Annotated in this window: 9 protein-coding genes; 1 reads left to right on the top strand and 8 read right to left on the bottom strand. The window is 47.2% G+C overall.

Features of this window, described 5'->3' with window-relative positions:
- Window positions 1-152: 152 nt before the first annotated feature.
- The 5 genes from Q0Y54_RS00580 to Q0Y54_RS00560 all read right to left on the bottom strand — a co-directional run bounded on the left by Q0Y54_RS00580 (window position 153) and on the right by Q0Y54_RS00560 (window position 8,084).
- On the bottom strand, window positions 153-3,200 hold the full coding sequence (locus Q0Y54_RS00580; RefSeq protein ID WP_297963208.1) for an efflux RND transporter permease subunit: 3,048 nt from the start codon (window positions 3,198-3,200) through the stop codon (window positions 153-155).
- Window position 3,201: 1 nt separating this feature from the next.
- Window positions 3,202-4,281 carry an efflux RND transporter periplasmic adaptor subunit gene (locus Q0Y54_RS00575; protein ID WP_297963206.1) on the bottom strand — a complete coding sequence of 360 codons (1,080 nt, stop codon included), beginning with the start codon at window positions 4,279-4,281 and terminating at the stop codon, window positions 3,202-3,204.
- A 6-nt stretch (window positions 4,282-4,287) separates the two neighbouring features.
- The gene (locus tag Q0Y54_RS00570; RefSeq protein WP_297963204.1) at window positions 4,288-4,746 is read right to left on the bottom strand and encodes a MarR family winged helix-turn-helix transcriptional regulator; all 459 of its coding nucleotides are present in this window, start codon (window positions 4,744-4,746) and stop codon (window positions 4,288-4,290) included.
- An 842-nt stretch (window positions 4,747-5,588) separates the two neighbouring features.
- Entirely contained in the window at window positions 5,589-6,887 is a 1,299-nt protein-coding gene (locus Q0Y54_RS00565; RefSeq protein ID WP_297963202.1) for a M18 family aminopeptidase, read from the bottom strand.
- Window positions 6,888-6,899: 12 nt separating this feature from the next.
- A complete protein-coding gene (locus tag Q0Y54_RS00560; RefSeq protein WP_297963200.1) occupies window positions 6,900-8,084 on the bottom strand; it encodes a multidrug effflux MFS transporter in 1,185 nt (394 codons plus the stop codon).
- A gap of 328 nt (window positions 8,085-8,412) precedes the next feature.
- On the opposite strand from Q0Y54_RS00560, the gene Q0Y54_RS00555 reads away from it, so the two are divergent.
- Window positions 8,413-9,183: a DeoR/GlpR family DNA-binding transcription regulator gene (locus tag Q0Y54_RS00555; protein WP_297963198.1), complete on the top strand. Its 771-nt coding sequence runs from the start codon at window positions 8,413-8,415 to the stop codon at window positions 9,181-9,183.
- Window positions 9,184-9,443: 260 nt separating this feature from the next.
- On the opposite strand, the gene Q0Y54_RS00550 is transcribed toward Q0Y54_RS00555, so the two are convergent.
- From Q0Y54_RS00550 to Q0Y54_RS00540, 3 genes are read right to left on the bottom strand one after another with little or no spacing between them, the layout of a single operon-like run.
- Window positions 9,444-11,783, bottom strand: a complete 2,340-nt coding sequence (locus Q0Y54_RS00550) for an FAD-dependent oxidoreductase (protein ID WP_297963188.1) — start codon at window positions 11,781-11,783, stop codon at window positions 9,444-9,446.
- Between the two features lie 17 nt (window positions 11,784-11,800).
- A complete protein-coding gene (locus Q0Y54_RS00545) occupies window positions 11,801-13,432 on the bottom strand; it encodes a glutamate synthase-related protein (protein WP_297963185.1) in 1,632 nt (543 codons plus the stop codon).
- Window positions 13,420-14,526, bottom strand: coding sequence for a glutamate synthase (locus Q0Y54_RS00540; RefSeq protein WP_297963182.1), 1,107 nt, complete (start codon window positions 14,524-14,526; stop codon window positions 13,420-13,422). The genes Q0Y54_RS00545 and Q0Y54_RS00540 overlap by 13 nt, the downstream gene beginning before the upstream one ends.
- Window positions 14,527-14,779: the final 253 nt, after the last annotated feature.

Here is a 14,779-nt window from a genome sequence, read left to right as displayed (position 1 = left end):
CTAATTATTGCTAGTATTTATAGATATTTAGTGGTGTTTATTAATTATTTGGCAGACACTATTTATACCTTTTTTTAGAAGGGCACAAAACAACAGAGGGAAACTGTTCGCCAGTCTCCCTCTGTGCTATCTGCAGCTTTTATTCAGTTAATTTAATCCTTTTCTACATGGTACATGGCCGCATACATGGTTGGCAGAACCAACAATGTCAACACAGTTGCCACAAACAGGCCGCTGGCGATGGCTACTGCCATCGGTCCCCAGAAGGTGCTGAACATAAGCGGAATCATGCCCAAAATAGCCGCTGCCGCTGTAAGCATTATCGGTCTGAAGCGCATTACCGCCGAATCCACCACTGCATTCCAAGGGGTCTCCCCATCCTCCAAATGCTTTTGTATCTGGTCAATGAGAATAACCGAATTACGAATTATCATACCGCTGAGGGCCAATACACCCAATATGGCCACAAAGCCCATGGCCTGGTCAAATATCAGCATACCAAAGCTTACGCCAATCATGCCCAGTGGGGCCGTCAGTACAGTCAGTATCATCAGCTTGACATTCTTTAGCTGGAACATCAACAGGGTCATAATAGCCAGTACCATAATCGGAACCGGCTTCAGCAGATGTCCCATATTTTTGGCACTGTCCTTAAGGGAGCCTGCCGGCTCAATTCTGTAGCCCGGCGGCAAATTATCGGAAATCTCCTTGATATTTTCCATGGCCTTATTGGCTGCATCGTTGCTGGTACCGGACAAAATGTTGGCCTGAACTGTTACACAAGGTACTAAATCCTCACGGCAGATTGTGCCATTCTCCGTGGTTAAGGATATATCCGCCAGCTGAGCCAACGGCACATAACCGGAACCAGTATAAATCGGCATCTCCTTTACCCTGGATAAATCCGTCCGGTCAATATCCTGCAGCTTGGCTACAATATCAATGGTCCGGTCACCGGAGTAGAACTGCGCAGCCGTTGCTCCCGTAACCTCAGTATAAATCATCTTGGATATATCCTGGGCAGACAACCCCAGGGAACGCAGCTTATGCTGATCATATTCCAGATGAATAACCTTGCTCTTTTCATGCCAATTCAAATTTACATCAATATTATTTTCATCGGCCAATACCCGCTGAGCTACCTGCTCACCAATATCCCGCACCGTATCCTTATCATAACCAAATACCTTAATCATTATTGGATAATCGGCTGGTGGACCGGTCTGGATATATTTTATATCAAACCGCACCTCTGGGAACCGGTCACTGAGCTCCTCACGAATATTCTGACTCAGCAGCTCCCGCTTTTCCTGGTCCTTGGCTACAACTATAAACTGGGAAAAAGGATCATTAGGAGTTTCCGGGCTAAAGGTCAACACAAACCTTGGAGCTCCTTCACCCACATAATAGCTGTAATTGTCGATTTCATCAGAATGCTCATTCAAAAATTCTGCAAAACGCTTAGCTACATTATCAGAAGCCTGAATTGATGAACCGTCATTCAGCCGCATGGTAACAATAATTTCCGGTCTGGTGGATGGCGGGAAAAACTCCTGACGAACGAATTTCATAGTATATAAGGACAGGACGAACAGGGCCACCGTCCCCAGCAGAACCAGCTTTTTATGACATAAAAACCAGCCTAAAACCCTTCTGAATATATCATAAAATTTATTCTGATACTGGACGGCCTCCCCCTCGCCATCCCGTTTTACCTCTACCTTAATGAGATGATAGCCATATAATGGAGCCACCATAACAGAAACTACCCAGGACACTAACAGGGCCATGCTGATAACTGGAAACAGGGCACTACAGAACTCGGAGGCCGCACCTTTAGCAAAGGCCACCGGAATAAAGCCGGCACAGGTAATAAGGGTACCTGTCAGCATGGGCTTTGCCGTAGCTCTGAAGGCATAGCAGGCGGCATCAAAGCGGTTAAGCCCTGCCTCCAGCTTTACGCTCATCATTTCCACGGCTATAATGGCATCATCCACCAATAATCCCAGGGCGATAATCAGTGCACCCAGAGAAACCTTCTGTAAATCGATACCAAGGGCGTACATTCCGCAGAACACAGCGAACAATACCAATGGAATACAGCCGGCAACTACCATACCTGTTCTAACGCCCAGGCTAAGGAAGCTTACTGCCAAAACGATGATGATAGCCTCCCGCAGAGTACTGATAAATTCGGAAATAGACTCCTCTACTACCGCAGGCTGGTCAGATACAGGATGAATTTCCAAACCTACCGGCATATCGGCACCGACCTTTTCCACCAGCTTATTCAGCTCACTGCCCAAGGTAAGGATATTGCCACCGGGCTCCATGGATACGGCTATGCCAATGGCTGGCTGCCCGTTAAAATACATCATTGGTTCTGCCGGCTCAGCATACCGCCGTTCTATTTTGGCAATATCCCCCAAACGAATTACCTTGCCGCCTCCGGCACTCATGGTGGCATTTTTTATATCATCAATATTTTCAAAGGTTCCAGAATATCTGAGGTATACATTATCAGTGCTGGTCTCAATCATTCCTGAAGGAGTCATCTGATTTTGTCCCCTCAGTGCATCGGCCAGGGCCATGGGACTTACTCCCAGCTGGGCCAGCTTGGCATTTTCTATCTCAACAAACACCTTCTCTGACTGGACTCCCACCAGGGTTACCTTTTGTACGCTGTCATTGGCCTCAGATAAAATCATGCGCCGAATTTTTTCGGCCTCCTTACGCATTTCCTCGTAGGAATATCCATCACCGGTAATAGCATATATAGAGCCATAAACATCGTCAAACCGATCATTATAGTAAGGACCATATACCCCCTCCGGCAATTCCTTTTCTATATCCTTGCAGAAATTTCGCACATCCCGCCAGGCCGCCCGTATATCACCCTTGTATTCATCCTGCAATACCACATGCAGTACGGTAGAACCGCTGCGGGTAGTGCTTTTTACACAATCTATACCCGGCAAATCGGCTATCTTCGACTCCAGCTTATCAGTTACCTGCAGCTCCATTTCCTCGGCACTGGCCCCTGGCCAAGCTGCGGTAACAATCATTTCACGGATGGTGAAGCTTGGATCCTCCATACGACCCAATTTTATATAGGAAAATATACCACCTATTACAAATATTATTATGAAGTACCAAACCAGTGCCCGATTTTTCAGGGACACCTCTGTTAGATTAACCATACTACTCGTCCTCCGTCAATCTGACCTTCTGGCCCTCATGGAGCTTATGCACTCCGGCAGTTACCACTATATCACCTAAGGACAAGCCCTTTACCCTTACGGAATTATTACCGGTATTTTCAAAAGTAATTTTTTTCAGATGAACTGTATTATCCCCTTTATCTACTACCCATACCTGGGCATCCTTTCCTGTCTGATATACAGCGGATATTGGCAACAGCTCTCCCAAATCCCCTTTGTCAGCCTCGGTACACTTTACATTGGCGGTCATACCCAGATACATACCCTTTGGTGGATTTACTATACTCACCCGAACCTTATAGGTACGGGATACACCATCGGCCATTGGTGATACCTCTCTTATTATGCCCTCCACCTTGGCGTTCTTAAGGGCCCAGAAGGAAATCTGAACGGTTTTTCCCAATGGCACATCCTGCAAATGATTTTCCGGGAGATTGATCTCCACCTCCAATTCATTGGACTGAACCATGGAAGCTACCGGCTGGCCGGCACTGACCACTTGCCCGGCCTCCACATTTATAGCCGAAATTACTCCGGACATTGGTGCCGTCAACAGGGTATAATCCAAGGCATTATGGCCTTGAGCTGCTCCGGCAACGGCCTGATTGTATTGAGCCAGTGCCGAATCATAGGCAGTCTGATACTGGTCAAGCACCATAGCAGAAATAGCCTCCTGGGCAAAGAGCTGCTGATAACGGGTCAAATTGGCCTGGGCCAAATCCAGCTGGGCCTTGGCCGATGCCACCTGGGCGTCACTCTGGTTGGAGCGTTCAGCCACATCCCGGGCGTCAATGGTCATCAATACCTGACCAGCACTTACCATATCCCCCAGCTGTACATTTCGTTCAAGCACCTTGCCCCCAACCTGAAAGGACAGATTGGTTTCATAGCGCCCACGAACGACCCCTGTGTAGGTGCCTTCAAGGACCTGGCTGGATGCCCCAACCTGTTGTGTTTTTACCACCTGAGGCTTCATCTCAGGTATTTCATCCTTGCCACACCCCCACAACAGAAATGCGCACATGATAATCACTAATGAAATCGGTGCGATTCTTCTCATTTTTATTTACCTCCTCATATTGCCAAATATGGTAGAAAAATCTGCATTGCTTATCCTTATGGATATTTTTTGCAAACATTTAACAAATATTTCCTGTTCAAGCTCAGTGAACCCATCTGAAAATATGTAATTAGTTACACTTTCTAAAATCCCCTTTACTTTACTCTCAATTTCTTTTCCCGCCGATGTAAGGTACAAACGTTTTAACCGGCGATCTGTACTATCTTGCTTCCTGTATAAAAAGCCCCGAAGCTCCATGCTTTGAATAGCCCGGGTGATGGCTGCCTTATCCACGCGAATATAGCTGGCCATATCCTCCTGACTGCATCCCTCCCGGTCGTATAATACATACAACAGGATATACTCCGCATAGGTCAGACCTAATTCCATACAGGCTTCCACTATCAATGACTGGACGCATCGTCTGATGATTCCAAAGTCTATGGCCGCATTATAATAATTCATTAAAAACCTCCAGAAAAATTGCAGCAAAAGAAGTTGACATATACAACACTTACGCTGTTTATTTTATCAAAAGCATATATTATATACAATAGAAACTGCATAAAAACTGAATTCTCATTCAGATATTTTTTTAAACACGAAAAAAGCTGTAAAAACGATAGGCGTTCGTTTTTACAGCCTTTTTCTTCCATTCATTCTATAATGAAAGTGGGTAAATAAAAGAGAGGGGTTTATATGCGACACAGGGGAATGTCGCTTATAAGGATTAAATCAAAGTTCAAGCAGGAGAAACAGGATTTCATCTGGGGGTCAGATGTTATCCTTGGCTTGCCCTTTGATGTGTCTATTATATGATTATCTTATGAGTATGTCAAGAGACTTTTTGGATTTTTTTTGATTTTTTTAAAGTTTTTTTGGAATACTCTCCCAAACATACATCATATATCCCTATATAATACTCCATAATCTTCTCATACTTATAATGATTATATTACATGCAGACAGGCTTTATGCCTTTATTAAAAGCCTACTTAAATATCACTGATTACTTTTTGTATACATATTAAATTTGCCAATTATTCCATACTACCTGATAATTTTTAAAAATAAAAAAGTGGTATTTTTTGAGCATATTAGCAATAAATACCACTTATTAACAACCAAAATGCTTATTTTCCCCTATTTCCACTCATTTATTCCTCACTTATCCACATTTATACACAGTTATTAACACAGTATCTGTGGATAACTGTGTATAAATAGCTGGCTGCCGCCTAAAAATATGGAAGCTCAGCACCAATTAACATAAGTAAAGACCTTCTGTGGAAAATACGCTTGCATACCTAAGCCTTGAATAATGTGCTTATAATATTGCACAAAGCCCGCTGATCAGCTGCTCCCATAGTTTCCCTGGCCGAATGCATAGCCAAAATCGGTACACCAATATCCACAGTCCGCAGGGGAACCAGGGCTGAGGCTATGGAGCCCAGGGTTGCCCCTCCCGGCATATCAGAACGATTAACATAGTGCTGATACGGTATATTTTCCCTTCGGCACAGCCCCTTTATTATCGCCACAGCCTCCGCATCACCGGCGTAGCTCTGGGATGCGGCCTGCTTGATCACCAAGCCGCCATTAAGCAAGGGACGATTGGTGGGATCCGTTTTATCCACATAATTGGGATGAAGTCCATGGGCCACATCCACCGACAGCATAAAGCCGCCATTTATTCCCTGCCACATTTCTTCCCTGGAATAACCCAGACAGGTATACAGCCGCTCAATCAGCTGCATAAGATTGGCTGAGGCCGCCCCCTGCTTGGTACGGCTGCCAATTTCTTCATTATCAAACAGGGCGATAATATTAAGGCCGCTGCCCATTCCTGAGGTTATCCCCTTTATACAGGCCACCACGGAGGTTATATTATCAAGCCGGGGAGCCGACACCATTTCTCCGGCTACCCCCAGCTGACAGCCTGCTTCACAGGAATAGATATTTAGCTCATATGACAGAATATCAGATTGGGAAATACCTGCTTCGGCGGCCAACAAATTCTCCACCAGGGCCTGTGCATTATCTTTGCCTGTCCCCTTGCCAAATACTGCCGCCAAGGGCAGCATGTCCTTCTGCTTGTTCAGGGCCAGCCCCTCATTTATTTTTCTGTTCATGTGAATGGCCAGGGAGGGAATGGTAAGCAACGGCCGTCCAAAATCCACCAGCATTGTTTTGGGCGTCATGGCCTCCCTCCCTGCCGCCACTACCTTGCCGGCAATGGATAATGGACGGTCCAGCCATGAATACAATATGGCACCGCCATAGCCCTCAGTATTCAGCAGGCCATAGCCATCCTTGAACACTCCGGCCTCCGGTTTGATGCGAAAGCCGGGAAAATCCGTATGGGCCGCGGCCAACCTTAAGCTGTTTTTGTCTGTCAAATTCCCCTCACCAATGGTAAAGGCGAACAATGAGGAACCATATACCCTGGTAAAGTACCTTCCCCGGGCTGATATATCCCAGGCACCGGCCCAATCCAGCTCTGTAAAGCCATGTGCCTCCAATTCCTCGGCCCCGGTCTGAACCGTGTGCCATGGGGAGGTTGCTTTCCTTGTAAATTCCAATAAATCTATAATATCACCGTACATAGCCTCTGCCTCCTATTTCTGTTTGCCGGAAAGAATATACCTGTGACAGGCTGCTATAGCCATGGTAAAGCCCACAAGCATCATTACCGCCATGGGAACGCCGCTGTCTGTACCGAAAATCCCCACTATCGGCATCAGCAGACCGCCTAATATCATGGATGAGCAGCCCAAAAGAGCTGATGCACTTCCTGCGTTTCTTCCCTGGGAGGACAGGGCCAGGGAAAAGCTGGCCGCCCCTACCACAGAAAGGGGAGCCAGACCCAATACCAGTAAGGGTACTACCACCGGAAATGGTGCCTCAACATAAAAAATTCCCACAAGAAGCACCGCCACAATCGCCTGAAGATAAAGGGAACAGCGGAGCATTTTCTCATCGCTGACCCGACCTGACAGCTTGGCCGGCAGTCCCCCGGCAATCATTAAGGAAGCCCCAATACCACCAAATACATAACTGTATACCTGGGGCGAAATATGATAAATTCCCTGAAAAACGAAGGAGGAGCAGCCAATATAGGCAAAAAACGCCGCAAATTCAAACATCTGCACCAGACAGTGACCCATGAAATATTTATTTCGCATGAGAATGGGAAAGGTCAGAAGGGTTCTGTTAATGTTTTTCAGCCGCAGCTCCACAGGCAGACTTTCCTTAAATATAACTGTTGCCCCTGCCATTACCAGGCCAATAATGGCCAGAACCCAAAATACATGGCGCCAGCTGCCCATCACCAAAATCTGACCGCCTAAAACCGGTGCCAATATAGGTGCCAGACCATTTACCATCATTAGTATAGAAAAGAATTTTGTCAGCTCGGCCCCCTTACACATGTCTCTGGCAATGGCTCTGGATATTACGATGCCACAGGCACCGGCAAAGCCCTGAATAAACCTGGCTGCCAGAAAAATCCATATATTGGTTGCCAAAGCACAAATAGCGGACATGGACATAAACACCAGCATACCCAATAAAAGGGGGAGCTTACGTCCCTTCATATCACTGATGGGACCGGCAAAGATTTGACCTATGGCCATACCAATCATCGTCATGGTCAAGGTCATCTGTACCGCAGAGGTACTGATACCGTAGTCCTCCTGCATCACCGGCAGGGCCGGCAAATACATATCTGTGGCCAGGGGAGCCATTGCTGACATAATACCCAAAAAAATAACCAGCCAAACACTGCGTTTTGTCTCACTCATTCAATAACCTCCAAAACAATTAACGACAGAAAGCAATTTCCTAATCAGTTCCCTGTAAATTGTAAACCTATCCCGGCGCAGCTTTTGAATTCCAGCTTGATTTAGCTGAATTTTACCTATTAACATGGGATAAGGCCTTGTTCCTCTTCATTGTAAAATTTTGCCTACATTACAAAAATGATATACTTTTGGCTTTTTTAAATAATTTATCTTGTAGAAAATTGTACATTACAGTATAATTATAGCACACATACTCATAATATTATCACTTTTTTTGATATCAATGGGTATATGATGATGTAAAATTCATAAGAATACAGGTGAATGAATGAAAATCAATCGTCTCCGCAAAATTCAGGAATTACTGGAAGAGAAAAAAAGCATCTCCATAAATGATTTATGTGCCACCTTTGATGTATCCAAGAATACCATCCGCCGGGATATTGCCGAGCTGGAAAAACGAGGTACCATTAATAAGGTATATGGCGGCATAGTGCTTCAGGAACATGTAGACCCACAGGAAAAGGCACCGGCTGCCCAGGAAAACAGTGCTGACAAGCTTCACAAGCAGAAAATTGCCCGTATGGCGGCCAGCCTGGTTCAGGATGATGATGTAATATATATTGATTCCGGTACCACTACCATGCACATGATGCCTTATCTGGAGGATAAGCACAACATCACCATTGTTACCGCCAGCATCCATGTTATTAATATTGCTGCCGCCTCAGCCAAATTCAACCTGATCGCCACCGGCGGCACCATATATGCCCCTACCAAGGCCTTTGTGGGACCTAGTGTACTCAACTGCCTGAAGCAGTACAATATATCAAAGATTTTCATATCCAGTACAGGTATTTCCATTGAAAAGGGCCTTACTACGGCTTCCCCCCTGGAGTGTGATATTAAACGCTACCTGGTGGATAAACCGGGCAAGAAAATTCTTATGGTGGACAGCACCAAAATCGATGCAGCCTCCCTTATTTCCTTCTGTAATCTGGATGAAATAGACTGTATCGTGGTGGACAAGGAGCTGCCCCTACGGTATAAGGCCTTCTTCGCCAAGTACAATATTGAAGTTATTGTATGTGACGACTGATAAAATGATAACTTATTCAGGTGGAGTTTTAACTACACATGAAATTAATTGAATTGCATACGTTAATACAGGCTAAAAAATGACCTGCAGAGCTTTTCTGCAGGTCATTTTACTAGGAAATCTTAGCGAATCAAATCCAAAGGATGCAGATAAGCTTTAGATTTCGTTGTAAGGGCGTAGTGCGAAACACTGTTTCGCACGGAGTTTAATATACAAACGCTGGTGGCAGGAGCCCCAATAGGCTGCTTACTCTACAATAATCACTTATTGTAGGTACGATACATCCTTATTGGCTCAGGATTATCATTTATGCTCCATACACCGCATGGACATACACCGGCACAAATACCACAGCCTATGCATTTATTGGGGTCAGATACATAGGTCCAGGAACCATCCTCATTTTCTATGCGGCTGATGGCCTTTTCCGGACATGATTCCAGGCACATCCTGCAGTCACGGCAGGTACCGCAGCTAACACACCGCGTATGATCATCCGCCGGATCCCCCAGCTGACAATGATGACATTTTTCAAAATAGGCCTTGGATAGCCGCTCGGCCGGTATTTTTTCCTTCTCCGGGAAGGGAACAAGCTCCTGCCCCATCAGATAACGGTCAGCATAATAAGCGGCCTTGATACCATCACCAATGGCATCGGTTAACCGGCCCGGCTTAATAACATCCCCGGCGGCAAATACACCTGGCATAATGGACTTGTCCTCTTTGGTAATCAGCCAGCTGTCCCGGAACTTTTTAATGGAAGCATCCTCCGGCAAAAAGTCCAGAATTGGTGATTCACCAATGGATACGATGACCTCATCCGCCGGAATAAACCGCCCATCGTTGGCATATACCCCCTCCTTGGTGATTTTTTCCGTAAAGAAGGGCCATACCAGCTTGCCGCCCCGGCTCTCCACATACTCTATTTCATCAGCAAAGGCCGCCGGCTTCTGCACATCCACAGCCACCACCGATTCAGCCCCCATATCAAAGGCCGCCCGGCAGGTATCCATACCGGAATTACCGCAGCCGATTACTACTACCCGTTTACCCACCTTTGGATTTTCGCCCCGATTTACCTTTTTCAGGAAATCCAGGCCCATGGTGAGCAGCTCCTTGCCCTCCCAGTTGAAATACCGGGATTCATGGCCGCCGTTGGCCACGATGACGGCATCATATGTATCCTGAAATTTCTTAAAGCTTTCCTTGTCTACCCGACAATTAGGTACGAATTTTACCCCCAGGCTTTCAATGCGCTTCAGCTCAGCTTCCAGTAAATCATGGGATAACCGGCCCCGGGGAATAACCTGCTCCAGCTTACCCCCCATTTTCTCTGCATCATCAAAGACGAAGACCTCATGTCCCTTGCGGGCCAGCTGCCAGGCTGCGGACAGACCGGCTACGCCGCCGCCCACAATTCCCACCTTTTTGCCAGTGGACACAGCTGGCTTCTTCACCGGGGTAAAGGCCGAAAGGTACCCAAGGGGACCAATCTGAATGGCCTCATCAATGGTGCCACGGGTACAGCCCTCCATGCAAGGATTTGGACAAACACTGCCACATACCGAGCCCGGGAACGGAGTATACTGGAGCTCCAGCTCAATGGCCTCCTGAAGCCGGCCCTGGCGAATAAGATTATAGCGAAGCTGGGTAGGAATGCCAGTAGGACAGCTGAACTCACAGGGAGCCGCATATTTGGCGTTATCCCAGCTGGGAACTCTCAAGCGATAGAGACCATGGGAAATGGTATTATGAACTGCAAAATCATCCATGGCCACGTCGGAGAAAATCCCTCCCTTCACCCATTCCTGGGTGCGGAATTCCCTCATAGTCATTTTCTTGGACGGGGTGGCACTCTTTTCCTCAAAGGTAAGGGGACGCAGCTTTTTCCACTGACTCCACTGGGAAAGTTCACCCTTTAACTCCTGACGCTCTATTTTTTTCAGGAATTCATCCATGCCAGCAGTGAGGAAATCAATATCCTCCTGCTCCAAATCCAGGCACTTAATGTCCTTTGGATATGTCGACACCGGACCGCGGACGTATACCACGCCACCTACCATGCCTACACAGGCCCGCTCACCAAGAACTGAGTCAAACTGCTCAGAGTCATAGCCACAAACTACGGCCCGGCCGCCCCCCATAAACTCAAAGGAGAAGGAACCGGTATTTTTTAAAATCCACAGCTCCGGCTCTTCGTAAAGGGGGTCGTGCTTCATCAGGGAACCGCTGCGGGTACCTGCCCGGCCACCGATGAAAATCTTTCCCCCGGCAGAGCAATGGCCTGCTGTATCACCGGCATCTCCCTTGACGGTAATCACACCGCCGGCATTGAGCCAGCCCACATCCGCCGAGGTGGAGCCCTCCACCACGATTTCCGTATTGGGCAGACACATGGAGCCCACCCGCTGGCCCGCATTGGTAACGCGGAAGTTCAGCTTTTTTCCTTCACTGTTCCATAAGGGACCGCCTATATCATGCTGGCCGGAGGCCGCAATTTCAAACTCTGTTTCACCGGACCTTACTGCCTCCTCAATCTTTAGGAGCAGATCCTGGGTGGACATGCGCTCATGTCCATTCATCGTATCAATCTTAAACATACCTTACCGCTCCTTCCTTAGCATACATACTGAATTCCCAGCTTGTCCGCAATGGCCTTGTCAGTTGATACAAGGGCATCACTGCGACCCACCGGCAGGGAGCTGTTGCCAATAGGAGCCATAAGCTTCCTAAGCTCAGCATCAAAGGCCAATACATAATCCACAATCTTCTGGGCGCCCTTATCGATGTCCAGCCGCTTCACCAGCCGCGGATCCTGGGTACAAATCCCCATAGGACACTTACCGGTATTACAGGAATTACAGCGGCCACGCTCGTTACCCACACAGCCCAATAGCTGGATAAGCACCTTGCCCACAAATACGCCATTGGCACCAAGGCAAATCATCTTAAAGGCATCCGCAGCCGCATTGCCCGTAAGGCCAATACCGCCGCCGCCATACAGAGGGATCTGGCCCTGAAGGCCCTGCTTCACTGCCGCATTGTAGCAATCGCGAATCTTGGACACCACCGGATGTCCTGTATGATCCAGGGAAACCTCATTGGCGGCACCAGTACCGCCCTGAATGCCATCCAGGAAGAAGCCGCCGCAAATCTTATATGGATCCCGCAGCAAATTATTATAAACGGACACAGAGGTGGCGGAAGCCGCACATTTAATGGCCACCGGCACTCTGAAGCCAAAGGCTGCATTCAGTGACAGGTGCATCTTCTGTACAGATTCTTCTATAGAATACAGGCCCTGATGATTTGGCGGGGAGGACAGGGTGGCCTTTGGAACACCGCGAATAGCCTGAACATGCTCTGCCACCTTGGCCGCCGGCAGTAAACCGCCATCCCCCGGCTTGGCTCCCTGGCCGATTTTAATAAGCACACCGGCGGGATCCGTCACCATGTGGGGTATCGCCTTTATAATACGGTTCCAGCCGAAATGACCGGAGGCTATCTGCAAAATAAAATACTTTAAATAATCGGATTCCATCAGCTTTACCGGCATGCCGCCCTCACCGGAGCTCATGCGCACCGGCAGGCCACACTTCTCATTGAGATAGGCACAGGCCAGAGCCACAGCCTCCCAGGCCCGGGTGGACAGGGCACCAATGGACATATCGGAAAAAATAAGCGGATAAATCCAGTTTACAGGCGGGGCCTTATGATCCATCACCATCCTGCCATTCTCCAATCTGAAGGGCAGCTCCTTTGGCGAAAGCACCCGGCCCAATGGGGAACGGATATCAAAGGTATGGCGGGCCGAGTCCAGGGATGGGTCCGTCATCTGGGAAATACGGCCAACTACAATGCTGTCCAAGGTGCGCTGGGCATTGAGATTGGTGCGGCCGCCCCGCTTAATAGGGCCACTGTCCTTGGAAAGCAGCACCTGACGGGTATCCACATTCCTGACAGGGCGAATGGCGTTGTTTGGGCACACCTTTTCACACATGCCGCAGCCCCGGCAATAATCGGTGAGACTGGCCTTTTGGGTAATAATTGGCCGGGCAATGTGACGATGCTCCGGCTTTGGCTGACTGTCCGTGGATACCACAATGGACTGGGCCTGGGTCTTTACCTCAATGGCCTTAAAGGAACAGGTGGCCACACAGCTGCCGCACATGGTACAGCGCTCAGCATGATATTCGATTTTCCAAGAAAGGTCATTGACTGACACATCCTGTGTTTTTACTGCTTCCATCTCTGTACCTCCAATTCATTATCAATCACAATTACTTCCCGCTCATTAGGATAGATATCCTTTTCCCTGTCCCGGTTTGGCATTATTTCATTGAGACCGCATACCTCCGAGGAAATGGCTATCATATTGTCATCCTGACCCAACACCACGGGACGCAGCTTCTTGGAGTCGCAGCAGGTAATCATCCGGTTATCCGGCAGGGTGGCAATAATCGTATTTGGTCCATTGATTTCCAGATGGGCCAGAGACTGACGAATGGCCTTAAGAACCTCCTTATCCTCCCGCTCCTCGATTTCCTCAAAGGGCAATGGAGTAATAACGTGTTTATAATAATTAATAGGCCACTTCAATTCGTGGAGTACATAATGAAGGGTATAAAGAAAGCACTGGGAGTCGGACTCAAAGCCGATATAGCCCCGATGGAGGGACTTTTGGAACTCCTTGTTTTTAGTGTAAAAAGTATTCTCACCATTGGCACACAGGGTGTAGCCCTGGAGGAAAAATGGATGAGCCGCATAACGGACAATATCGTAATTGGTATTCTGACGGCACTGAACCACAATATTCTTCGCCATAAGTCCGCCATGGTCGTCCCACAAATGGAAGTAGGTGGCAATATCCCGGGGATCACCGATTTCCTTAAGGGTCAGCACATCCGGCCAGAAGGAATACACAAAGCCCTCATTGGCGTCCTCCAGCATTTTGCGCAAAGCCAACCGGGTATCCAGCAGCAGATTTTGCTTTTCCTCCTCGGAAAGCTCATTGTAATGCTCCGGAAAATCATAATTGCGGAATACATAATATGGCATAGCCTGAATGTCCAGGTTAGGCTGCTTATTCGGAATTGGAATCCATTCGGCCAGCTGCACAAAGTTATGGGCATCCATGTATTCCTCTACCATTTGATTGCCCCTCTGGGTGCAGGCCATGGAAAGGAGTGGTTTATCTTTATAATTGGAAAAAGTACCATATAAATCCTGCATTACCATGGCAAAGCCCGAATTGTCATGCCCCTCCTGCTGAGGCAGCATCAAATGTAAGGCCTTGGATGGATGAACAGGTACCTTGCTTTTTATTGAACCAATTCTACACATCGTAACACTCCTCCAATACACAAGTCTAACTTTTTTTCTCAAAAGCTATGGGTATAGTACAGATAAAATCCTTGTTTAGTAGACATTTGTTTTTCTGTAATATATCCCCTTTGAGTAACAAGTATAATTATATGTATTATTATTCTTAGTGTCAATATAATTATTCATGTATACAAGCCAACAAATCCAATTATTATCCTGTTTTTTATAAACGTTATATCACCTTTATGTATTTTTATGCATTTAATAACCT

This window comes from uncultured Anaerovibrio sp. (genome assembly GCF_947302755.1).
Lineage (GTDB): Bacteria > Bacillota > Negativicutes > Selenomonadales > Selenomonadaceae > Anaerovibrio.
This window is presented reverse-complemented; position numbering and strand designations above follow the sequence as displayed.

Excerpts from the sequence above, each read along its gene's own strand:
- Q0Y54_RS00575 (WP_297963206.1), bottom strand. The coding sequence starts at position 4,281 with ATGAGAAGAATCGCACCGATTTCATTAGTGATTATCATGTGCGCATTT.
- Q0Y54_RS00540 (WP_297963182.1), bottom strand. The coding sequence starts at position 14,526 with ATGTGTAGAATTGGTTCAATAAAAAGCAAGGTACCTGTTCATCCATCC.
- Q0Y54_RS00555 (WP_297963198.1), top strand. The coding sequence starts at position 8,413 with ATGAAAATCAATCGTCTCCGCAAAATTCAGGAATTACTGGAAGAGAAA.
- Q0Y54_RS00550 (WP_297963188.1), bottom strand. The coding sequence starts at position 11,783 with ATGTTTAAGATTGATACGATGAATGGACATGAGCGCATGTCCACCCAG.
- Q0Y54_RS00580 (WP_297963208.1), bottom strand. The coding sequence starts at position 3,200 with ATGGTTAATCTAACAGAGGTGTCCCTGAAAAATCGGGCACTGGTTTGG.
- Q0Y54_RS00570 (WP_297963204.1), bottom strand. The coding sequence starts at position 4,746 with ATGAATTATTATAATGCGGCCATAGACTTTGGAATCATCAGACGATGC.
- Q0Y54_RS00560 (WP_297963200.1), bottom strand. The coding sequence starts at position 8,084 with ATGAGTGAGACAAAACGCAGTGTTTGGCTGGTTATTTTTTTGGGTATT.
- Q0Y54_RS00545 (WP_297963185.1), bottom strand. The coding sequence starts at position 13,432 with ATGGAAGCAGTAAAAACACAGGATGTGTCAGTCAATGACCTTTCTTGG.
- Q0Y54_RS00565 (WP_297963202.1), bottom strand. The coding sequence starts at position 6,887 with ATGTACGGTGATATTATAGATTTATTGGAATTTACAAGGAAAGCAACC.